Source organism: Vibrio sp. vnigr-6D03 (assembly GCF_002835515.1).
Classification (GTDB): Bacteria; Pseudomonadota; Gammaproteobacteria; order Enterobacterales; family Vibrionaceae; genus Vibrio; species Vibrio penaeicida.
On the sequence record NZ_PIZL01000001.1, the window covers coordinates 1 to 21,423 of the forward strand.

The 21,423-nt window shown below is 46.6% G+C and carries 19 protein-coding genes; 4 read left to right on the forward strand and 15 right to left on the reverse strand.

Going from position 1 to position 21,423, the window contains the following annotated elements; translation table 11 throughout:
- Nucleotides 1-507 precede the first annotated feature (507 nt).
- The 14 genes from CW749_RS00010 to ppsA form a co-directional block, all read right to left on the reverse strand.
- Nucleotides 508-1,365 (reverse strand): hypothetical protein, encoded by an 858-nt coding sequence (locus CW749_RS00010; RefSeq protein ID WP_101109834.1) that lies wholly within the window; start codon nt 1,363-1,365, stop codon nt 508-510.
- 1 nt (nt 1,366) lies between these two features.
- Nucleotides 1,367-1,939 carry an outer membrane beta-barrel protein gene (locus CW749_RS00015; RefSeq protein ID WP_101109835.1) on the reverse strand — a complete coding sequence of 191 codons (573 nt, stop codon included), beginning with the start codon at nt 1,937-1,939 and terminating at the stop codon, nt 1,367-1,369.
- A 101-nt stretch (nt 1,940-2,040) separates the two neighbouring features.
- Nucleotides 2,041-3,579, reverse strand: a complete 1,539-nt coding sequence (locus tag CW749_RS00020) for an aldehyde dehydrogenase (NADP(+)) (RefSeq protein WP_101109836.1) — start codon at nt 3,577-3,579, stop codon at nt 2,041-2,043.
- Between the two features lie 30 nt (nt 3,580-3,609).
- Nucleotides 3,610-4,743, reverse strand: coding sequence for a fumarylacetoacetate hydrolase family protein (locus CW749_RS00025; protein ID WP_101109837.1), 1,134 nt, complete (start codon nt 4,741-4,743; stop codon nt 3,610-3,612).
- Between the two features lie 12 nt (nt 4,744-4,755).
- Nucleotides 4,756-5,742, reverse strand: a complete 987-nt coding sequence (locus CW749_RS00030; protein WP_101109838.1) for an SMP-30/gluconolactonase/LRE family protein — start codon at nt 5,740-5,742, stop codon at nt 4,756-4,758.
- Nucleotides 5,743-5,776: 34 nt separating this feature from the next.
- On the reverse strand, nt 5,777-7,003 hold the full coding sequence (locus CW749_RS00035; protein ID WP_101109839.1) for an enolase C-terminal domain-like protein: 1,227 nt from the start codon (nt 7,001-7,003) through the stop codon (nt 5,777-5,779).
- Nucleotides 7,004-7,014: 11 nt separating this feature from the next.
- Entirely contained in the window at nt 7,015-7,749 is a 735-nt protein-coding gene (locus tag CW749_RS00040) for an ATP-binding cassette domain-containing protein (RefSeq protein WP_101109840.1), read from the reverse strand.
- Between the two features lie 10 nt (nt 7,750-7,759).
- Nucleotides 7,760-8,773, reverse strand: a complete 1,014-nt coding sequence (locus CW749_RS00045; protein ID WP_237322256.1) for an ABC transporter permease — start codon at nt 8,771-8,773, stop codon at nt 7,760-7,762.
- Nucleotides 8,774-9,448, reverse strand: coding sequence for a substrate-binding domain-containing protein (locus CW749_RS00050; protein ID WP_101109842.1), 675 nt, complete (start codon nt 9,446-9,448; stop codon nt 8,774-8,776).
- 9 nt (nt 9,449-9,457) lie between these two features.
- Nucleotides 9,458-9,820, reverse strand: a complete 363-nt coding sequence (locus tag CW749_RS00055) for a substrate-binding domain-containing protein (protein ID WP_101109843.1) — start codon at nt 9,818-9,820, stop codon at nt 9,458-9,460.
- A gap of 142 nt (nt 9,821-9,962) precedes the next feature.
- Complete coding sequence (locus CW749_RS00060) at nt 9,963-11,150, reverse strand: AGE family epimerase/isomerase (protein WP_101109844.1); 1,188 nt, start codon at nt 11,148-11,150, stop codon at nt 9,963-9,965.
- Nucleotides 11,151-11,180: 30 nt separating this feature from the next.
- Nucleotides 11,181-11,969, reverse strand: a complete 789-nt coding sequence (locus tag CW749_RS00065; protein WP_101109845.1) for an SDR family oxidoreductase — start codon at nt 11,967-11,969, stop codon at nt 11,181-11,183.
- Between the two features lie 33 nt (nt 11,970-12,002).
- Nucleotides 12,003-12,686, reverse strand: a complete 684-nt coding sequence (locus CW749_RS00070; RefSeq protein WP_101109846.1) for a GntR family transcriptional regulator — start codon at nt 12,684-12,686, stop codon at nt 12,003-12,005.
- A 285-nt stretch (nt 12,687-12,971) separates the two neighbouring features.
- Nucleotides 12,972-15,332 (reverse strand): phosphoenolpyruvate synthase, encoded by a 2,361-nt coding sequence (gene ppsA / locus CW749_RS00075; RefSeq protein WP_101109847.1) that lies wholly within the window; start codon nt 15,330-15,332, stop codon nt 12,972-12,974.
- 266 nt (nt 15,333-15,598) lie between these two features.
- On the opposite strand from ppsA, the gene CW749_RS00080 reads away from it, so the two are divergent.
- Nucleotides 15,599-16,432: a pyruvate, water dikinase regulatory protein gene (locus tag CW749_RS00080; RefSeq protein ID WP_101109848.1), complete on the forward strand. Its 834-nt coding sequence runs from the start codon at nt 15,599-15,601 to the stop codon at nt 16,430-16,432.
- A 61-nt stretch (nt 16,433-16,493) separates the two neighbouring features.
- Here the strand turns inward: CW749_RS00080 and CW749_RS00085 are convergent, their stop codons facing one another.
- Entirely contained in the window at nt 16,494-17,417 is a 924-nt protein-coding gene (locus tag CW749_RS00085; protein WP_101109849.1) for a LysR family transcriptional regulator, read from the reverse strand.
- A gap of 300 nt (nt 17,418-17,717) precedes the next feature.
- Between CW749_RS00085 and torT the strand changes: the two genes are divergently transcribed.
- Genes torT through CW749_RS00100 form a run of 3 tightly spaced genes read left to right on the forward strand, consistent with a single transcriptional unit; the run spans nt 17,718 to nt 21,422 of the window.
- Complete coding sequence (gene torT, locus CW749_RS00090; protein ID WP_101109850.1) at nt 17,718-18,806, forward strand: TMAO reductase system periplasmic protein TorT; 1,089 nt, start codon at nt 17,718-17,720, stop codon at nt 18,804-18,806.
- Nucleotides 18,803-20,344, forward strand: a complete 1,542-nt coding sequence (locus CW749_RS00095) for a sugar ABC transporter ATP-binding protein (protein WP_237322258.1) — start codon at nt 18,803-18,805, stop codon at nt 20,342-20,344. The genes torT and CW749_RS00095 overlap by 4 nt, the downstream gene beginning before the upstream one ends.
- The gene (locus CW749_RS00100; RefSeq protein WP_101109851.1) at nt 20,334-21,422 is read left to right on the forward strand and encodes an ABC transporter permease; all 1,089 of its coding nucleotides are present in this window, start codon (nt 20,334-20,336) and stop codon (nt 21,420-21,422) included. The genes CW749_RS00095 and CW749_RS00100 overlap by 11 nt, the downstream gene beginning before the upstream one ends.
- The last annotated feature ends 1 nt before the right edge of the window (nt 21,423 follow it).

The following is a 21,423-nucleotide window of genomic DNA, read 5'->3' on the forward strand; positions in this document are numbered from 1 at the left end:
GTTCGTCATCAATCTGAAGCCCGCAACTTGCGGGCTTTTTTGTGGGTAAAACACATTTTAGAGAATTAATACCAATCACAGTAAGTAAGTGTTCATAAATAGCGAAGGAAAAACGCTTGAGAACAAGGCGAAAAATTTCGATAAGTAGTTATTCTACAATCAAATTTTTTAACGCAGTTATCGAGTATTTTAACAAGCTAGAATGAGTAATTACTTACTACGATTGGTATAAGTCACTTGCGAATTTTCTTACTTCCTCTGAATTTTTTGATGTAAATTTCAAACTCAGCATTGGACAAGCTTTTGTTTTTCTCTCTTAAACAACTCACGAGAAGATCCCCGCCGTTGTGTGTGATTAAGTCGCTCAAAGTTGGGTTTTCAATCGGCTCTGGTAATTCTCTTCGCTTTCTCATTAGGTAATATTTCGTTTCCAAATTGGCACGGATGCGCTTGGTATTTTTGCAGAGAAACTCGTCCTAGATTTCAACTTTCTTAAACATTCATAAGTCACTGTTTAGCACTTAACTCAACAGGCGGAATAAAGCGCAGCTCGCGGGTATTGCGGTTATACTTATGCTCAGAAAGTGATTTCACCGATACCGAATTTGATATACCAGTATCGGTAGAATTGTACTTTTCCACTTGATGATCATGGGAATAAAAAATCTCGTCACCATTTTGAATAGTGGGAGAAGAAAGATCGCACGTCCATTCTGTAAAACTCGCCCCTTTAGAGGTTGTCTCACAAACACCAAACCCATCCAACCCTAATGCATCTTTGAATGTATTCGTATCTAAGTAGTACTTTAGATCGCCAATTGTCGTTGAAATGTAATAATCACCACCACCTACATCTAGAATCACGATGTCGACAACGCCTTTCTTATTGTTCAATGTAAAAGGCGCAATTGAGTCTTTGCTTTCGATAATATTGGCGGGCGCAGATTTTAAGGTAATCGCGGAAGAAGATTTTATTTTTACGTATTCCAGCTCAAAGAAACTGTCCAGCTCAGCGTGATAGATGCCATTATTAATGACTGATCCAGCTTTGAGTGCTGCCTTCATGCTGGCAATTGATGAATAATTTAGAGATTTCAGTGCTTGCCCCAGAATGGCGTCCGTCGCGTAGGTCGCTTTTCTCGCAACGTTTTCCAAAATCAAGCTATCTTCAGTCACGCTGACGGCATCAAGAAGATCCGTTACCTTATTTCCAAATAAGTGGGAAGAATATGCAGCGCTGCCATCATTAACAGCCTCACCCGAACTTTTAGGCATCGAAGACACCGCATAGTACACTGAGCCTTTACACGCTGTCAGCGCCAACAAACACACTATGCCAGTCAGCGAAATGATTGAGCTCTTCATTCTAAAACGCGTATCCAGCCGTGATATACCAGTTGGAATATGTCCCGTTCAAGTAGTCGACAGATGAAGAATTGTTTTGGGCAATATCATTGCGAATAAATTCAGCACCTAGACTCAATTGTCCTAAGTGATACATGATACCAACACCAGAATTCAAACCTAAGCCGTAAACCTTGTGCCCTAAATCGGCAGAGCGGTAGTTTTTGATGTCCGTTTCGAGGTAGCTCAGACCAAGCTTGCCGTAGACCGACACATTTTCTGTAAAGCCAATACCAAGTGCAAAACCTAAGGACGTATCCGCAATTTTTAATGCGTCTTCACCTTTTGAGGCATCTTGGCGGGTGTGAGATAAATACCCTCCCCCTAAAATGGCGCTAAAGATAGGTGCTTGCTGTAAATTGAACAGCTCAATGCCAACCGCCGAACCGCTGAATGCGTCTTTGGTGTCGGTATCGTTAAAACTTGATGTGCCACCCTTCACTATGAATGCGCTGTTTTCAAAACCCGCGGAAAATGCAGTGCAAGGTAATATCATCGCAAGCCATGCGAAGGCGGTTCTATTAAGATTTTTCATCGCTCACCCGTGTAAGATTTCTCCTACGGGATGCTATCATTTTATATACAGACTAAATGTAAGGGTATGTAAGCCATACTCCACAACCAATGCATGAGAAATCACACCCAATCAGGCGCATTTTGAAAGCAAACTGGACGTAACCATCGTTCGATGGCAGTTGACCCTACAGACGTAAATTGACCGTTTGTTGTTGCTGGATACGGACCACCATGAACCATCGACTGGCACACCTCAACGCCAGTAGGAAAACCATTAAAGATGATACGCCCGGCAATTTGCTCCGCCTGCAATATAAGTGGTTGGTGTACGTCGGGATCATCTTCAGCATCGAACCAAAATGTCACGGTTAGCTGCCCTTCTAACGTTTGAAGAATCGCCAATATTTCCGCTTCATTTTTAGCAACCACAACAAGCGTAGATGCTCCAAACACTTCCGGTTGCCATTCATGCGGTGCGGTCAAAAATTGCTTTCCTGATATACGATACAACGCAGGTTCACATTGATTCTCACTGCTAACAATTGGTGTGTCCGTGCTAGATTTTGTATTCATGCTCGACTTCAACACGGTTGCACCCAAAGATTCCAAGCGTTCTACTCCTTCGTAGTAAGCCTTACAAATACTGCTATTCAGCATGGTTTGTATAGGTTGAGCGTGGGTGTTCACGGTGAGTTTCTGAATAAATGGCTCGGTCTCGCTTCCCTCACAAACTAATACCAGCCCGGGGTTAGTACAAAATTGCCCAGCACCAAGACAAACGGAATCGGACAATCCTTTTGCTAACGAATCCGAATGGTTAGCCAGTGATTTGGCTGAAAGAAAAACAGGGTTAACGCTGCTCATTTCCGCAAAAACCGGAATAGGTACGTTGCGGTTTTGTGCCAACCTGTTCAATGCCAACCCACCTTGTTTCGAACCCGTAAAGCCAACCCCTTTAACGGCAGCGTGAGTCACCAACTGACTGCCAACGGTATTCCCACTGCCATAAATCATACTGAAAACGCCAGCAGGTATATCGGTTTTCTTTGCCGCTTCCGTGATTGCTGAAGCCGCAAAATAAGAAAGATAAGGGTGCGATGAATGGGCTTTAACTATCACAGGGCAACCTGCTGCGAATGCCGATGCGGTATCTCCCCCAGCGACAGAAAAGGCCAAAGGGAAATTGCTGGCACCGAATACAGCAATTGGTCCGATAGCACGTTTCACTAAACGCAAATCGGGTCTTGGTAATGGCGCTCTGTCTGGAAGCGCTTCATCATGCAATTCCTCAAATGCACGCCCACTGACGAGAAGATCAGCGAAAAGATTGAGCTGCCCAATAGTGCGCTGTAATTCCCCTTTTAGGCGTGCTTCTGGTAACCCCGTTTCAAGTGTTCCAAATTGAACGATATCGGGCTCCCGACTTTGTAGCCCTTCGCCAATGGCTCGCAAAAAATCACTACGCTTGGTGTGTGCCGTTCTTGAAAACTCTGCGCTTGCGTTGCCAGCCAAAGTACACGCTCTTTCCGTTTGCGAGAGGCTAGCAGAATGAAACGCTTGCGGTAGAGATTGGTTGCTTTTGGGATTTGTGGCATAGATGGGGTTTCCTTCTCCGCTTTCCCATGCACCACCAATCACGATTTGCCCTAGATTAGCCATAATGATTCATCCTTTTATCCAAACGCTGGGTTAATTTGACTGGCGAGTATTTAAATACTGGTACAACGCACGCACACCAAATGTCCACGGTGGCAATTTCTCACAGTGATCAACGGTGTTTTGAAGCTTCCCTAAATGCTGCGAATGAATGCTCACCACATCCCCCACCTTGTGGGTAAAGCCGCTTCCCTGTTCGTCACGGTCTTGAATGGGGGCAAACATCGTTCCCAGAAAAAGGGCTACGCCATCGGGATATTGGTGATGCGCTCCGATCAATTGGCTTACCAGCTGTTTTGGTGAACGGCTAATCTTGCCCATGTCGGACGATTCACCTAGAGAAAACCCATCCTTGCCTTCAATGGTGAGGTGCACAACTTCACGCTCTATGTCTGCCAGCGTAAATTTCTTATCAAACACTCGAATAAAAGGTCCTATTGAGCAAGACGCGTTGTTGTCTTTGGCTTTACCGAGCAAGAGCGCGCTGCGCCCTTCGTAATCCCTGAGGTTGACGTCGTTACCCAATGTTGCGCCTACTATGCTTCCCTTCGAGTTTACGGCAAGTACGATTTCTGGCTCTGGGTTGTTCCAATACGAGGTCGATAAGACACCAATTGGCGCGCCAAACCCGACGCTCGACATGGGCTGCGCTTTGGTAAAGATTTCCGCGTCTGGACCAATGCCCACCTCCAGATACTGGCTCCATAATCCTTTTTGTTGCAACAGCGTTTTCAGTTGTATGGCTTGTTCACTGCCAGGGTTTACTTTCCCTAAATCCGTGCCAATCGCGTCAATCAACTCCTGACGTAATAGCGTGGCTTTTTGCGGGTCGCCATCGGCATTTTCTTCAATCACTCTCTCTAACATACTGACCGCAAAGGTAACGCCAGCCGCTTTGATTGCTTGTAAATCAAATGGTGCGAGCAACTGATATTGATTACCTTCCGATTCCGCCACGTTTTGCCATGAAGCAACTGGGGCTTTATCCCAAGCATTCAAAACAGACAACAGGCTGTCGTTGTCGAGTAATTCACTCACTGTAGAAAAGGAATCCGTGAGATCGTATACCTGCCCTTCCCTTACCAGCACAACCAAAGGACCACCAGCATCGGCAGACCAAATCCTTCCGACCCATACTGCCTTTTCATCGTTGGGGATGATTGTCATATCGTCTTTCCTTTATAAATTGAGTCGATTCAGTAGGTCTTCGGAGCAAGAAAACGGGTATTCATGTGAACCGCCAACAGGAGGTTGGAAACTCAACACTGCGCCTTCTATTGGGTTTTGTTTTAATTGCTCAGTCGTCAATGAGAACTGTGCGGAGGTGACGTAAAGAGTCTCTCCGTTTTCACCGCCAAAGGTACAACTCGTAGGGTTCGTTACCGGCAGAGAAACAACGGAATCGAGTGTTCCATCAGGAGCAATCCGCACAATTTTGGAGCCACCAAATCGGCAATTCCATAAATAACCTTCGTTGTCGATACAAGAGCCATCGGGTGCGCCATTTGGGTGATTTTGAAAGAAAACACGAGGGTTACTCACCGCACCCGTCTCTAACTCATAATCGTACGCCCAAATCACATTGTTTACTGAATCCCCAAAGTAGAAGGTTTCTCTATCAGGCGACCAAGCCATGGTATTGGTTAACCCTATGTTGTATTCGGTCCAACGTTTGGAGAAGCCGTCGCCAACCACGCTAAACAGCGCGCCAGACTCCCGATCCATTTCCTTTCCACTGCCATCGGGATGAAGGTTTGTTTGCATGGACGATACCCAAAAACGCCCCAAAGGATCGCATTTTCCCTCGTTAAGACGATTCCCTTGCATTTGATCGGGCTGGCAAACAGGGAGAACTTTTCCGCTGCGTCTATCAACCAAACTGACACCTTGCGCGAACGCCACAATAAGGTGCGAGTCGGATTGTTCAACTAACGCACACGCTGTCGGGAAATCCTCTGTCTGTATGCGCGTACAATTGCCATTTTGTTCAAGCGTAACCAGCGCTTTGTCGATGATATCGACGAAGATCAAACTGCTTTCATGTGGATTCCAAAGCGGGCTTTCGCCGACAGAAAACCGCGCATTCGAAACAACCTCTATATGACCAAATCTCTTGTCGAGGACGCTGTTTTTGTCAGGGTCGCGGTGTGAGTTTGAAGTATCCATTTCATTCTCCTTATGCTCAGTAACCTAACGTTGCCTAACTGTTCGGATCTGCCCACTGAGTATTTGGCGTATAGGCAAACCAATCCGGACGCGACGGATCTCTATCGTAGAGGTAACCACCCAGCTTTTTATACAGCTCCGCGTAGTGTTTCAGTTTGTCATCATCCAGCTCAACGCCTAACCCGGGAGCCGTCGGAACTTGTATTTTCCCATCTCGATAGGTCATTTTCCCCCCTTTGATCACATCATCGGTAAGGTGGTGATAATGAGCGTCCGCCGCATAGGTCAACGTAGGTAAAACCGCCCCTAAGTGCAGCATGGTTGCTAATTGGATACCCAACTCACCGGAAGAATGCACCGAAACACTGGTTTGAAACGTTTCACACACATTGGCAGCTTTAATGCAATTGCGGATCCCTCCCCAAAAGGTGGTATCCAACAGAATCACATCCACTGCTGGGTCACGTACATTGGTCGCCAGTTGCTCGAAGTTGATAACGACTGTGTTGGTCGCATTAGGGATTTTCACGCGGTCTCTGACCGTTCTCATCCCATTCAGCCCCCATGTAGGGTCTTCGTAATAGTCGTTATTGAGATCTTCGATGTTGCGACCAAACCAAATGGCTTCTTCAACCGAAAATGCAGCATTAGGATCGTATCGAACTTGGTCTTCCGGTAAAGAATGCGCAAGCGCTCGAAACAACGCTAATTCATATTTCGGGGGAAACACGCCACTTTTAAGTTTATGAACCCGAAATCCGTTCTGCTCTTTAAGCTGGCGAGCGTGTTCTACAAGCTGCTCTTGTGTACGCACTTCCCCATAGCCATCATCATTATTGAATCGGAAAAATAGGTAACTCGCGAATTCCACTTCGTCTCTGACTTTGCCGCCAAGTAAGTCGCACACAGGCACGCCTAAAAACTTGCCACAAATATCCAAACAGGCAAATTCAATCGCTGCATGGTATTGCGTTCTGTTGTTGTATAAGCTAGCAGTTGGGTTGCATATTTTCATGCGTAACGCTTCGAGTTCAAAGGGGTTATGCCCGAGTAAATATTGCTTCAAACCAATAATCATGGCTTCCGCAGACTCGCCACCGCCGCCCATTTCCCCTAACCCAACAATGCCAACATCGGTTTCGACTTGAACCACAGTTCGTACAAATCGCCCCCAATGTGCACCATTTGAGTGGCGTAAAGGCGCTTCCAGCGGAACGGTAATTGTCGTCGCTTTAATATCAGTAATTTTTGGATATTTCATGCTTGCCCCTCTTAGCTTATCAGCCTAGTCATGTGCTCTACCGAAGTATCCTCGATGGGAAGATCCGCGGTTTTCTCCCCCCTTGCCATGGCGACAATACGGTCAGATACCTGAGACACATGGTGCAAGTTGTGGCTAATAAAAATGCAGGTTACTCCCTGATTTTTTAGCATTTCTATGTATTCCAATACCTTATCGGTCTCTTTAACCGATAAGTGGTTAGTCGGTTCATCTAATATAAGAATCCGAGAACGAAAATAGATGGCTCTAGCGATTGCAACACCTTGCCGTTGCCCACCAGACAGCTCTTTGATAGGGCGGTGTGGGTATTCCAAATCTAAGCCGACATCTTTAATTGCCTTTACCGCTTCTTCCGCCATTTTGGATTCGTTCAGCCACCCAAAACCTCTTGGTCCTTTTCGGCGTATTTCTCGCCCAATAAACATATTCCGAACGATGGACATTTCCGGCACCATTGCGGTGTATTGGTAAATGGTTTCAATGCCCAAACCCATTGCGTGTCTTGGGTTTCGAATCGTGACCGGTTCTTCATCGATAAAGATGTCACCGCTGCTTTGGGTATGAACGCCAGACAAAATTTTAATCAGCGTCGATTTGCCTGCTCCGTTATCACCGATTAACCCGATGACTTCGCCACGCCCAATCGACAAATTGACGTTTTGCAGAGCTTCAACACCGGAATAAGACTTTGATATGTTGCGGCATTCCAGTAAAGGAGATTCCATTTTCAGCCTCCTATACTTTCATTTTGTCCGCCATTCGGCGGGTGTATGTGTTTAACGCAACGGAGAAAACGATCATCGCGCCAACAGCAAACTTAAACCAATTGGCATCAATGCGATTAATGATGATGATGTTTTCAATGAATGCGATTAGGAGCGCACCAATGATTGCCCCCATGACTGTGCCTACGCCACCAGTCAAGGCTGCACCACCAATAACGGCAGCGGCAATCGCATGAAGCTCAAACCCCGTTCCCATGGTGGGAATAATGGCCTTAATCCGAAAACACTGGATAATGCCTGCAAAGCCCGCGAGCACAGAGCACAATACAAAAGCCGTGGTTTTCACCAATGCAGTATTGATGCCCATGTCGTGGGCAGCTTGCGTATTTCCCCCTGTCGCGTAGATCCAACTGCCGAAATCGGTTCTGCGCAACCACATCGACAGCACTATCGCGAAAGCCACCAAGTAGAAGATAGACGCCCGCAGTAGATCCACACGCCCTACCAACCATGATGTATCCATATCGCGTGGGAATGGTGGCGGGAACCCGCCCGACATTACTATCGTCAAACTGCGGATCATAAACAGCATGCCCAGTGTAGTAATGAAAGAAGGCAACCCAATTTTTAACGTGATAAAAGAGTTACATAGCCCAACAGCCGCCGCCCCTATGAGAGCGACCACAATAGCGAGCCCAACAGGGATACCCGCTGCAAGTAACAACACCATGATCATGGGTGAAAACGCGAAAACAGATCCCACCGACAAATCGAATTCACCTGATACCATCAAAATGGTGACGCCAATCGCTATCAAAGTAATCTCAGGAATGGGCTGCAAAATGATCATGAAATTGTTGAGCGTCAGAAAGTAAGGATTCGACGCAGAGAACAACGCCAGCATAATCAGCAACATAATGAACGCGCTCACTTCAGGTCTGGATAGCAGGTCTTTAATTTGGCGGTAAATCATATTCCCATCCTTGTGTACGGGGGCGCTACTGCCCCCTAATCCCTGTTCCATCTAGCGCACTCCCTGATCGATATACCTTTCAAGTTCTGGAACATCGCTTAACGTAATCAGGGCTTTACCGGTATTGACATCCCATGCACTCAAACCGAATTTATTGATCAAGTGAAGTTGAAGAATTGGCAGATAGCCCTGTAAATAAGGCTGTTGGTCTACGGTCAAATGCACGTACCCCTTTTTCATCTCATCAATCAAAATGGGCACCAAATCAAAACCACCCATCAGAATTTCATTTGGCTTTTTACCTAAATCACGCAAGCATTCACCTGCCCCAGCAAACCAAAAGCCGGCTCCGATTACTGCATTGGTTTCAGGGTGACCTTGGATGTACTGACAAATTCGTGAGCCCGTAATGGATAAATCGTTACCCGAATCGATCACATCAAACGTTACTTTCCAGTCAGGGTTTGCTGCGTTCAATTCGTTTAGGTATTTCTTAGCACCACCAATTCTGTCTTCTGCCCAGCTTTCACCTGGTCTGGCTAGACCTAACACCACGTGAGCGGGTTTACTTCTATCAAATTTCGCAGCCAACCCTTTCGCCACTTCGTAGCCGGCTTGAAACAAATCTTGCCCAACAAACGCTAACCGAGCATTACCAAGCTCGCCTTGTGTATCATCGACATTCGACACGATAACGGGGATACCTTTATCGACAGCTCGTTGCAGCGCTTCATCTTACAAGTTGTCATCCACCACCACGGTGACAATTCCATCCACACCTTGGTTGGTGACGGTTTCAATGTTTTGGAGATGCATCTGAAGGTTGCCGTTTTCTTGTGTGAACAGCAGTTGGCAATCGGCTTTTAGTAAGGCACAAGCGTCGTCCATTCCACGCTTGATCGTCTGCCAAAATGTGTTGTCGATGCCCGTTTGTGTCAGGTAAGTAAAACGCAGCTGCTTTTCCTTTTCCGCTGCGATACTGGGTGAAGAAAACCCAAGTAATGTGGTACTGAGAATGGCACTCAGCAATACGATCTTTTTGCAGTTAAACTGTTTCCAGTTCAGCTTTTCGCAGTCAAATATTTTGTATTTAAACATGGTTCTATTCCTTGTCCTTTTGAACAGAATTACGTTTTAAAGACACGCCTAACCCGTGGCAGCTCTCGGTGAGAGCACCCTAAACTGGTGACAACGACCTCTATAGTGAAAGTGCGCGGTCAGGCGTCTATTCGAAACGCGGTTAAATTCGTTTTAAACTCTGCAGAACTTCAAAACATGCTGACAGTGGGTGATAGTCCGTTTTGCTTGGTGGGCTTTTTAAGTTGTCGTATTTTTGATTGCGGTGGTCAAGCAGCCGAAACCAGCCACCGTAGGTGTGATCGATAAAATGCCGGTCAGCAACGCCCCATAGGGTCTCATACCATTGCCAATATTTTTTATCGCCCGTTTCAACGGCAAGCGCCGCAGCGGCAGCAATGGTTTCTGCCACAACCCAGTAGTATCGATCGGTATCTACTATTTCTTTGTCGGGAGAAAAGGTGTAATTCATGCCTTCTGATTCATCGTCCCAACTGACTTGCGTAGCGACATCGAATAAATGCCTTGCAGTTGGCACCATCCAATCTTCTTTGTGGTATCGAGACAAAATCAAAAGCAGCTTAGACCATTCGGTAAAGTGCCCTGGCAAGTACCCCCATGGTCTGAACAGGTGTTTAGGATCGTCCAAATTGTATTCCCAATCGTGGTTCCAATCTTGGTCGTAATGCTCCCAAATCAACCCATCGGACTGGCTGGCTAAATCGACACAAATTCGTTTTGCGAGCGTAACGGCTCGGTCGAGAAATCGCTGTTCTTTTGTGGCTTCATAGGCACAAATCATGGCTTCGCACATGTGCATGTTGGCGTTTTGGCCACGGTAAGGCGATACGTTGTTCCAGCTACCTTCTAAGATTTCATCCACATAAAGCTGTGCCTCTTGATCCCAAAACCGCACTTCGAGCACATCCCAAATATCATTCAACAGGGTTCGGCCACTGGGCGCATTGGCTTTGATGGATGCCGCTGCCGCGAGTAAAACAAAGGCATGACCATAGCAATGGCGAGTGCCATCTTCGACATCCAAACCATTCAATACCCAAGCGTACCCACCATCTCGCTGTTTATGATGCTCCAGTAAAAATCGAACGCCATGTTCTGCGGCTTTTTGATATTGCGCATCGCCATTATTGAGATAAGCAAGGGAGTAGTTGAATGCAAACCGGCAAGTACCAACAAGATGCTTGGTATCCATATCGAATATGGAGCCGTCATCCCTAAACTGGTTGATGTATCCGCCGCGTTTATTGTCGATACAATCAGGGTGATAAAAATCCACGACGCTTTGAATATGCGATTTCAGAAATGACTTGGATCGGTAGTTAGTTTCCATAAACTTGGCTTCCTTATTCCGGCAATATCTCTATTCAGGTAACACAATTGGCACTTGGCTCATGATTCCGCCGTCCACTCTTATGTCAGCTCCTGTCATGAATGAGCATTTCCCTTGTGCAATAAACAACGCCAGCTCCGCCAGTTCGCTGGGTTCAGCCACCCTGCCTAGAGGGTGAGCATTGCCCCAAGATTCAAGAACTTGCTCTTTCGATTGTTCGCCTTTCCATAAGTCCGCAGCCCAGTGCAACATAGGTGTATTGACCGATGCAGGGCATAAGGCATTCACAGTGATTTGATCGGCAGCGCAATCCAACGCCATAGAACGTGTTAGTTGCAAAATCGCCCCTTTAGACGCGGCATAAGCCGCCACACCGGTTTGAGAAGCATAAGACTGAACAGAAGCAATATTGATGATTGCCCCTTTGCCTTGTTTACGGATTTCAGGAATCGCGTATTTGCAGGTGTGGAATACACCGTTTAAGTTAACGCTGAGCACTTCATTCCACAGTTCCACACTGGTTTCCACGACATCACCGTAGCGCTGTATTCCCGCGGAATTGATCACAACATCCAAGCGACCAAAAGTATGCGCCACTTTTTCTACGCCTACCTTAACCTCTTCTGCTTTACTGACGTCTAAAGTGATACCCAATACGTTTTCACTATTACCGTGGTCCAATAATGTAGATGCGCAAGACTCCGAATCGTTACAGAAAAAAGCCACGTTGTAGCCAGCCGCGACAAAGCGATCGACCATGGCGCGCCCTATTCCTTTGGAGCCACCCGTCACTAGCACGGCTTTGCTGTTATCTATCATTACTCTCTCCTTTCCTTGGTGATGCAGTAATGGCTATTGAGAAAAGTATTCTGGGAACTGCTTCTGAATTACATCCAAATCCGGAAACACATGCGCAATATGGCCCAACATGGCGTCCTTTGCGGCGGGTACATTACCGACCAAAACGGCATGAACAATTTGCCGATGTTCATCAATTAACTCCGTCAGAATGGTGCTACGGCTCATTAAAATCAGTTTGCGAATGCGATCCATGTGGAACTTAGAATCCAGAATTATCGGCCACACCAGCGGCTTACCTGCGCATTCGCATATCAATTGGTGCATGCGTTCATCCGAGTTATAAAACATCTCTGAGTTGTTGTTTCTCGCTGCTATTTCTTGCTCGTTCAAACACGTTTGTAGATTGAGTTGATCCAACTCGGTGATCTTTGCTTTTGCTGCCAATTGCGCCAAATCGCCTTCTAATGTTCTTCTCACGTAATACGCGGTTTCAAACAGTGCCACCCGAATTGGGGCGACCATAAGCTGGCGCCTAGACGCATTGTCTATCAACCTTTCCGTTGTCAGTCTTGCTACCGCTTCACGAACCGGAGTCCGGCTCATTTCCAACTTATCCGCCAACATTTGCTCCGATAATGGCTGATGCGGCAGAAGCTCCATTTCAAGAATCATGTCTCGTATCACCCGATACGCTTGCTCAGAAGCAGTTAAATAGTCATATCGGTGATGTCGCATCAGATTCTCTCTTCTGGATACAATGTATACACTGCATACAGTTGATCGTTTTTTAATCACCTTATATTAGGTTGATTCCATTGTTTGATTTGCTTCACAAGAATGGGAGTTTGGATATGAACTTAGGGGCAATAACGAATAAGCATTAATGCGCTTATTAATTTCACATTTAAAATTAAAACTTATATAGAAAATAAAAACCTCTAGCATAAACTAGAGGTTTTTAATTTATATCAGTAAGTTACCTAAAAATCATGAGTAGGTTCCCCACTCACTAAGGCTCTACTACTTACCTAGGTGTAACCAAGTTTCCAGCACGGTATCTGGGTTTAGTGAAACAGAATCAATCCCCTGCTCCATTAACCACTCTGCTAGGTCATCATGATCCGATGGCCCTTGACCACAAATACCCACGTATTTACCTGCTTTGTTGGCCGCTTGAATCGCCATCGACAGCATGGCTTTTACCGCTTCGTTACGTTCATCAAACAGATGAGCAATCTCTCCGGAATCACGATCCAAACCAAGCGTTAGCTGAGTCATATCGTTTGAACCAATCGAGAAGCCGTCAAAGTATTTCAGGAAGCTTTCTGCCAATACTGCGTTAGATGGCAACTCACACATCATGATGACTTTTAGACCTTGGTCGCCACGGCGTAAATCGTGCTTCGCCAACAAATCAATCACCGATGCCGCTTCGCTTACCGTACGAACGAATGGAATCATGATTTCCACGTTCTTCAAGCCCATCTTGCCACGGACACGCTTCATGGCTTCACATTCCAATGCGAAACAATCTTCGAACTGCTCTGAGATGTAGCGTGATGCGCCACGGAAGCCCAACATTGGGTTTTCTTCGGTTGGTTCGTAGCGAACACCGCCAACAAGGTTACGATACTCGTTCGATTTGAAATCCGACATACGTACAATGACGCGTTTTGGCCAGAAAGCAGCCGCAAGTGTCGAAATGCCTTCCGTGAGTTTTTCAATGTAAAACTCAACCGGATCAGCGTAGCCAGCAATGCGTCGGTCGATTTCAGCTTTCACTTCGGTCGGCTGATCATCGTAGTTCAACAATGCTTTCGGGTGAATACCAATCATCTTGTTAATGATGAATTCCAAGCGCGCCAAGCCAACACCTTCATTTGGAATAGTCGCAAAGTCAAATGCACGATCTGGGTTACCCACGTTCATCATGACTTTAAGCGGCAGCTCCGGTAAATCGTCTACCGATGAGCGGCGGATTTCGAAATCCAACTCACCTTCATACACATAGCCCGTTTCGCCTTGTGCACAGGATACGGTCACTTGAGTACCGTTCTGTAGTCGCTCCGTTGCGTTACCACAACCCACAACGGCAGGAATGCCAAGCTCACGCGCAATGATTGCAGCATGACAGGTGCGTCCACCACGGTTCGTGACAATCGCAGCCGCTTTTTTCATGACGGGTTCCCAATCTGGGTCTGTCATGTCTGCGACGAGTACATCACCTGTTTGCACTTGGTCCATCTCATCAAGAGAATCCACCACACGCACCACACCAGAACCAATTCGCTGACCAATTGCACGGCCTTCAATCAACGCGTCTGATTGTTGGTTTAGGTGGAATCGCTCCATGACGTTTTTGTCGTCACGTGAACGCACGGTTTCAGGACGCGCTTGAACAATCAAGAGTTCGCCTGTTACACCGTCTTTCGCCCACTCGATATCCATCGGACGACCGTAGTGCTTTTCGATGATCAAAGCTTGTTGCGCCAACGCCTGAATTTCATCATCCGTGAGTGAGAAAGAGCTTCTCTCTTCCGAAGACGTATCCATGATATCGACCTGAGTGCCCAGTTCGGAGCCTTCAGCGTAGACCATTTTGATCAACTTCGAACCCAGTGTGCGCCTAACAACCGAGTGGTTACCCGCCTGCAAACTTGGCTTGTGCACGTAGAACTCATCTGGGTTAACACTGCCCTGAACGACCATTTCACCCAAGCCCCAAGATGAGGTGATGAAAACAACCTGATCGAAACCCGATTCAGTGTCCAAGGTAAACATTACACCGGATGACGCTTTGTCGGAACGTACCATGCGCTGAATACCCGCAGAAAGCGCCACACCTTTGTGGTCGAAACCTTGGTGAACACGATACGAGATAGCACGGTCATTAAATAAAGAGGCAAAAACGTGTTTCGTTGCTTCAATAACAGCATCGATACCACGTACGTTTAGAAACGTTTCTTGCTGACCTGCAAAAGAAGCATCTGGCAAATCTTCCGCCGTGGCAGAAGAACGAACAGCAACCGACAACATGTCGTCGCCTTCGCCAAGTTCTGCATAACACTGGCGAATGTCTGCTTCTAATTCAGGGGTAAATGGATGCTCTAGCACCCAATTTCGAATGGTTTCTCCTGTTGATTTTAACGCTTGAACGTCATCAACATCGAGTTTTTCCAGCAGGGCATAAATACGTTCATTCAATCCGTCTGATTCGAGGAATTGATTAAACGCAAAAGAGGTAGTGGCATAACCGTTAGGGACTTTCACGCCAGCGTTAGCAAGGTTTGCAACCATTTCACCGAGTGAAGCGTTTTTACCACCAACTTTATCAACGTCGTTCATTGATAAAGCGTCATACCAAACAACATTTTGTTGCATGGATAATCTCCTTGTTATTGGATCTGTAGGGTTTTAGTGGGGCTTGAATCAACGCAAACGATTGGCTTAGGGTTTAAAAAATTTTTCCGGCAGCGTCACATTTACGGGTATCGATCCCCTGTAATGTAAATATATACCCTTAATCTTGTCGGCACCGATTTGTGCCGCATGCACTTAAGCTAAGTAAGCTAGAAATGCGCTCAGGTATATCTATATTTTTATTATGAAACCCACACTACAAATTTATTTTAAGGATTCAACTTTTTATGCAGTGCAAAACTAGTTTTCGTGATGTGTTTTATATTTCAGACGGTACTGCAATCACCTCGGAGACCATGGGGCACGCGGTTTTAGGGCAATTTTCTATCGAAACACGCCAATCAACCCTCCCTTTTGTAGAGAATATTGAACGTGCTGAATATGTTAAAGGCCTGATAAACAAAGCCTTTGAGGAGACTGGGAACAAGCCTTTGGTGTTCTTCTCTATCGTTATACCAGAGGTCAAGCATGTTATTGAGCAAGCCAACGCTCAGTTCTATGATGTACTTAAATCACTGGTTGAACCGCTCAGTAAAGACCTTGGGCTAGAGCCAAAACCCAAGTTACAGCGCTCACACAGTATCAGTAAAGATGTGGGTAGCTACATGGACAGGATCGCTGCAATTGAGTACACACTTGCCCACGATGACGGCATTTCGCTAAACAATCTCGACCAAGCCGACATCATTTTGCTGGGTGTTTCACGCTGCGGAAAGACCCCTACCAGCCTATATTTAGCCATGCAATTTGGAATTCGCGCCGTGAATTATCCTTTCATAGAAGAGGATATGGGGAGGCTAAAACTGCCTCCGGGTATTGAACCTTTTCGATTTAAAACATTTGGCTTAACCATCGAACCTGAAAGGCTGCACGCCATTCGTGAAGGAAGAATGGCCAACAGCGAATACGCCAGCCACGATCAATGCCAAAAGGAACTCAATACGGTGGAATCCCTGTTTCGTCGAGAAGCGATCCCGTACCTCAACACGACATCGTTATCGGTTGAAGAAATTGCAACCCGCTTACTGGATATGAGTGGGCTGCAAAGACAGATGTGTTAAAGACTAATCTGTTAAAGGCAGGTGTGTTGAAGACTAATGTGTTAACGCAACCAAAATAACGTTAGTACCGATTCATCAAATCCTGATTCGGTGACACCGACATTTCCATAAATTCGCAGAACGCAGCCACCGCAGTGCTGCGTTCTCTTTTTCTTGACCACACTAAACCCACTTCCATATCGGGTACGTGATCCGCTAGTGGCCGAACTTCTACCCTTCTTCCTTCTAAAGACCACGGGCGATAGACCATGTCGGAAAGAATGGTGATCCCATAGTCGTTTGCGACTAAACTGCGCACCGATTCCACTGAGGATGTACGAAAAATGGTATTGGGCTGGTAAGGCGTTTGGTTCCAGTAACGTTGTGCAGTATTGCTCGCTTCATCCACCGTCAGCATTATGTAGGGGTACTGGGCAACATCGTGAAACGTCGCAAGCTTATTTTCCAGTAACGGATGGCTAGAACTGACCCAAAGCCGTCGAGGCGAACTGAGCAACGTTTGAAAACTGATGTCTTCTTGATTCATAAGGTTGGATGTCAGCATGAACGCCAAGTCGAAATCGCCCGACACTACCCCTTCCTCTATTTCGCTCCGAGTCGCTTCCACCAGCTTCACTTCTACTTTTGGGTAACTGCGCGAGAAGCGTGTTAGATACGGCGGAACAAAATACCCAGCCACAGTGTAAGACATCGCCAGCTTGATCACCCCTTGCACCTGATTGGAACTTCGGTGTGAAAGCAACATAGCCTCTTCGATTTCTTTTACGATGTGTGTCGCGTGCTGATAGAACTGATTGCCTTCATACGTCAACAGCATGCCATGAGGCTGCCTAATGAATAAATTCACATTCAGCATTTCTTCCAATGACTTTATTGCCGTGGTGATCGCAGACTGAGAAACGTGCATGGCATTGGCCGCTTGGGATACCTGCCCCGAATCGGCGGTCGCGATGAAGTAACGTATCTGCTTCATGGTTGGCTGCATTTCTGTTTTCCTTAACTCATGTATTAATAAATTAGATATCAAGACATTTCACTGCCTTACTCACCTACTAACCGAAAACGACTTACCCCTGATATTTCATATTGTTAAATGGATTTCATTCCTTTAAATCACACACAGCTTGGATATCTAAATTTTAGATAACACCTCTAAGAAATCCATATTTTACATATCAACGCTGCAATTTTAACCTGTTATTAACAAATCAAACAACAGCCGAAACGGATTCATCACGGCAAACATCACTCGTTAAACAACGTTCGAATAACAGGGAGAAGAACGATGAAACGAAACACCTCAAATGCAGCATGGCTTACGTTAACCGCAGTACTTGCTGCGTATTACAGCCCAAACATCAACGCCAAAGATTGGTATCCGTACACCGTGGATGTTTGGACAACCCCTTTTGATATGACAAGTAACCGAGAAGTCATGGATTACCAGCCCGTCGACAAAGCTGAAAAGCCATGGGACATCTGTGTGTCTTTCCCCCACCTTAAAGACGCTTACTGGACGGCAGTAAACTACGGTGTCGTTGCAGAAGCCAAACGGTCGGGCGTTGGAATGCAGCTTGTTGAAGCAGGCGGTTATACCAATTTAAATACCCAGATATCGCAAATCGAAGACTGTGTTGCCTCGGGGGCAGATGCTGTCGTGATTGGTGCCATCTCTTATGAAGGTTTAAACAATCTGGTCAAGAACATTACTAAATCCGGCATTCCTGTTATCGATATCGTTAACGGTATGTCTTCACCGGATTTATCCGCTAAGTCTTTAGTGTCGTTCGGTGAAATGGGTTCTAAAGTTGGACAGTATTTAAGAGAGATTCACAAAAACGGATCAGATAAGGTCAAAGTAGGCTGGTTTCCTGGTCCTCCCGGTGCAGGCTGGGTAGAAGCTGGAAACAAGGGCTTTCAGGATGCCATTAAAGATTCCAACATCAATGTCGTCGAAACCAAATACGGCGACACAGGTAAAGAAGTTCAACTCAAGCTAGTTGAAGATACGCTAGAAGCACACCCAGATCTCGATTACATCGTGGGCACTGCTGTCACTGCTGAAGCAGCCACCAGCTTACTGAGAGCGCGTGGGCTCACCAATCAAATCAAGGTTCTCTCTTACTACTTTACTCCCGGTGTTTACCAAGGCATCAAACGCAAACTCATACTCGCTGCGCCAACCGATTCCGCGGTTATTCAAGGTCGCGTTGCGATTGACCAAGCCATTCGAATCCTCGAAGGCAAACCGTACACCAAGCATGTTGGTCCGCAACTCTATGTGATTGATGCCGCCATTATTGATCACTTCGATCGTGACAGCTCACTGGCACCAAACGGCTTTAAGCCAACGTTTTCGGTGAAACCTCAATGATGGTCGGTTCAAACCCAATCCTCTCAATGCACGGGATACACAAACAGTATCCCGGTGTTAAGGCACTCGACGATGTGGACTTCACATTAGAAGCCGGTGAAGTGCACGTATTGTTTGGCGAAAACGGAGCAGGCAAATCCACGCTGATTTCCATTATTTCAGGAGCAAACCAACGCACGGCTGGCGAAATGCGATTCCACAACGAAGACGTGCATTTCAAAAACGTGTTCGATGCTCGACAAAAAGGGATCAGCGCCGTTTTCCAAGAATTCTCATTGGTCGATACCCTAACGGTGGCACAGAACCTTTTTCTCGGTGAAGAACCCATGAAGTCGGGCATGCTCGATAACCAAACTTTGCAATATAAAGCGCAAGAATTGCTCGACACCATGGGGTTTCAGCTCAACCCCGATTTGAGCGTCGGTGAACTGTCTCGTGCAGAAAAGCAAATGGTCGAGATAGCCAAAGCGCTGCGGGGAGAACTGGCGGTGCTTATTCTCGATGAGCCCACCGCGTCTCTTACTCATCAAGAAACCGAGCAGCTTTTTAAACTGGTAGAGCAGATCAAGCAACAAGGTGTCGGCATCATTTACATTTCACATCGCATGGCGGAAATACGCCGTATCGCTGATCGCATCACCGTTTTAAGAGATGGCCGCTACATCGGTACTAAGGCTTGTGAACAGGTTGATGAAAAAGAGCTAATCACCATGATGACGGGACGCGTGATGGATCAGGTTTACCCTGAAATCCCCTTCACCCCCCAAAGTACCGTATTGGAAGTACAGAACTTATCAAGCCGCGATAACGCCATACAAGACCTTTCTTTCTATGCAAGAGAAGGAGAAATAATCGGCTTTGCTGGGCTGGTTGGTTGCGGGAAATCGGAAACGCTAAGAGCCTGTTTTGGGTTAGAACCCATTCAATCCGGCAAGGTGATTTTTCATGGTGAGAATGTCACTAGCTTATCGACTCGTGAAATGTTGGATCGGGGATTCTTTTACAACTCCCGAGACAGAAAAGCCGAAGGTTTGGTGATGATTCGAAGTTGCCGAGAAAATATCAGCTTGGCGGCGATTAACACCCCCTCTTATTCCGGTGCGACGGGTGCATTAAGCCTTAACCATGAACGCCAGCAAACCTCAAAGCTGGCCGATAAATTAAAGCTCTACCCAATGCAAACTGAGCGCGATGTTGGTCAGTTTAGTGGAGGGAATCAGCAAAAAGTATTGTTGGCCAAATGCCTCACTCGCGATGTGTCTTTGTATGTCTTTGATGAGCCAACTGTCGGGGTAGATGTTGGCACACGAGCAGAGATCTATCGCTTCATCGCTAGCTTATGTGAGCAAGGCGCGGCGGTGGTGATCATTTCTTCTGATCTACCGGAAGTCGTCAACCTCTCCCATCGTTTATACATCATGCGACACGGACGAATCGAAGCGCATCTTCAGGGTGACGACATTACCGAACCTAACGCACTCGCTCACTTCTTTGAATCCATGGAATCCCAAAATGAGGCACTTAACAATGAACAGTGAACCTATCAAGACCAGCCACGCAGCTACTGAGCTCACAAGTTCGAAAGCTAGCGTTTCCAAAGCAGCGGGTTCGCCATCAAAAGGAAATGCAATGAACTGGATGAAACGCCTATTTGTCAAAATTGGGGTATTACCCATATTAATGGTGATTGCAGTCACCATATTTGCGACGGCATCGGACAACTTCCTGACCGCACGGAACTTACTCAACCTTTTACGCCAATCCTCTTACCTCATTATGGTGGCAATTGGGCAAATGTTCGTCTTGCTGACGGCGGGTTTCGACTTATCGGTGGGCACCATTATCGCCCTTTCTTCTGTGGTGGGTGCCACCACCATGGCGGCGGTGTATGCCTCTTTTCCTGAAGCCATTTATCTAGCCATCTTACTTGGTGTTCTTGCGGGCGTCGGGGTTGGTTTGGTCGTCGGGTTTATCAACGGTGTAGGCGTGGCACACTTTCAAGTCTCCCCTTTTGTGATGACACTGGGTATTTCCTCTGTTGGCTTTGGTGTCGCCCTTTATATGACGGGAGGATCTCCTGTTTACGGTATGCCCGTTGAATTTGGGAACACCTTCGGGTTCGGTAGCATTTTAGGTATCCCTACGCCAATTTTAGCGGCATTCGTCATGACCATTGCTGCCGTCATTGTGGTGAATCGAACCCGTCTGGGGCGCTACTTCTACGCCGTCGGTGGCAACATTCACGCAGCGCAGCTTTCTGGTATCAACACCCACAAAACCTTGATGATGGCTTATCTATTGTGCGCCCTATTTGCGGCATTGGCAGGCATGTTAATTACCGCAAGGCTAGATACAGGCGAAGCCAATATTGGGGCAGCCATGCCATTGGAGTCTATCGCTGCCTGTGTGATTGCTGGCGTTAGCCTTAGAGGCGGCGTTGGGCGCGTCGAACATGTTGTTCTAGGAGCTATCTTCATTAGCTTGGTTCAAAACGGCATGAACTTAACGCGCGTCGAATCTTACTTACAAACCGTCGTGATTGGTGCGTTGCTCATTTTCGCGGTCATTGTCGACCAAATCCGTATTCGTATGCGAGCCAGCTTGGGCGCGCACTAAC

Coding starts and splice junctions, on each gene's coding strand:
- CW749_RS00010 (WP_101109834.1), bottom strand. CDS start 1,365: ATGAAGAGCTCAATCATTTCGCTGACTGGCATAGTGTGTTTGTTGGCG.
- CW749_RS00045 (WP_237322256.1), bottom strand. CDS start 8,773: ATGGAACAGGGATTAGGGGGCAGTAGCGCCCCCGTACACAAGGATGGG.
- CW749_RS00060 (WP_101109844.1), bottom strand. CDS start 11,150: ATGGAAACTAACTACCGATCCAAGTCATTTCTGAAATCGCATATTCAA.
- CW749_RS00030 (WP_101109838.1), bottom strand. CDS start 5,742: ATGGATACTTCAAACTCACACCGCGACCCTGACAAAAACAGCGTCCTC.
- CW749_RS00065 (WP_101109845.1), bottom strand. CDS start 11,969: ATGATAGATAACAGCAAAGCCGTGCTAGTGACGGGTGGCTCCAAAGGA.
- CW749_RS00015 (WP_101109835.1), bottom strand. CDS start 1,939: ATGAAAAATCTTAATAGAACCGCCTTCGCATGGCTTGCGATGATATTA.
- ppsA (WP_101109847.1), bottom strand. CDS start 15,332: ATGCAACAAAATGTTGTTTGGTATGACGCTTTATCAATGAACGACGTT.
- CW749_RS00020 (WP_101109836.1), bottom strand. CDS start 3,579: ATGGCTAATCTAGGGCAAATCGTGATTGGTGGTGCATGGGAAAGCGGA.
- CW749_RS00085 (WP_101109849.1), bottom strand. CDS start 17,417: ATGCAGCCAACCATGAAGCAGATACGTTACTTCATCGCGACCGCCGAT.
- CW749_RS00100 (WP_101109851.1), top strand. CDS start 20,334: ATGAACAGTGAACCTATCAAGACCAGCCACGCAGCTACTGAGCTCACA.
- torT (WP_101109850.1), top strand. CDS start 17,718: ATGAAACGAAACACCTCAAATGCAGCATGGCTTACGTTAACCGCAGTA.
- CW749_RS00025 (WP_101109837.1), bottom strand. CDS start 4,743: ATGACAATCATCCCCAACGATGAAAAGGCAGTATGGGTCGGAAGGATT.
- CW749_RS00035 (WP_101109839.1), bottom strand. CDS start 7,003: ATGAAATATCCAAAAATTACTGATATTAAAGCGACGACAATTACCGTT.
- CW749_RS00055 (WP_101109843.1), bottom strand. CDS start 9,820: ATGTTTAAATACAAAATATTTGACTGCGAAAAGCTGAACTGGAAACAG.
- CW749_RS00070 (WP_101109846.1), bottom strand. CDS start 12,686: ATGCGACATCACCGATATGACTATTTAACTGCTTCTGAGCAAGCGTAT.
- CW749_RS00080 (WP_101109848.1), top strand. CDS start 15,599: ATGCAGTGCAAAACTAGTTTTCGTGATGTGTTTTATATTTCAGACGGT.
- CW749_RS00040 (WP_101109840.1), bottom strand. CDS start 7,749: ATGGAATCTCCTTTACTGGAATGCCGCAACATATCAAAGTCTTATTCC.
- CW749_RS00095 (WP_237322258.1), top strand. CDS start 18,803: ATGATGGTCGGTTCAAACCCAATCCTCTCAATGCACGGGATACACAAA.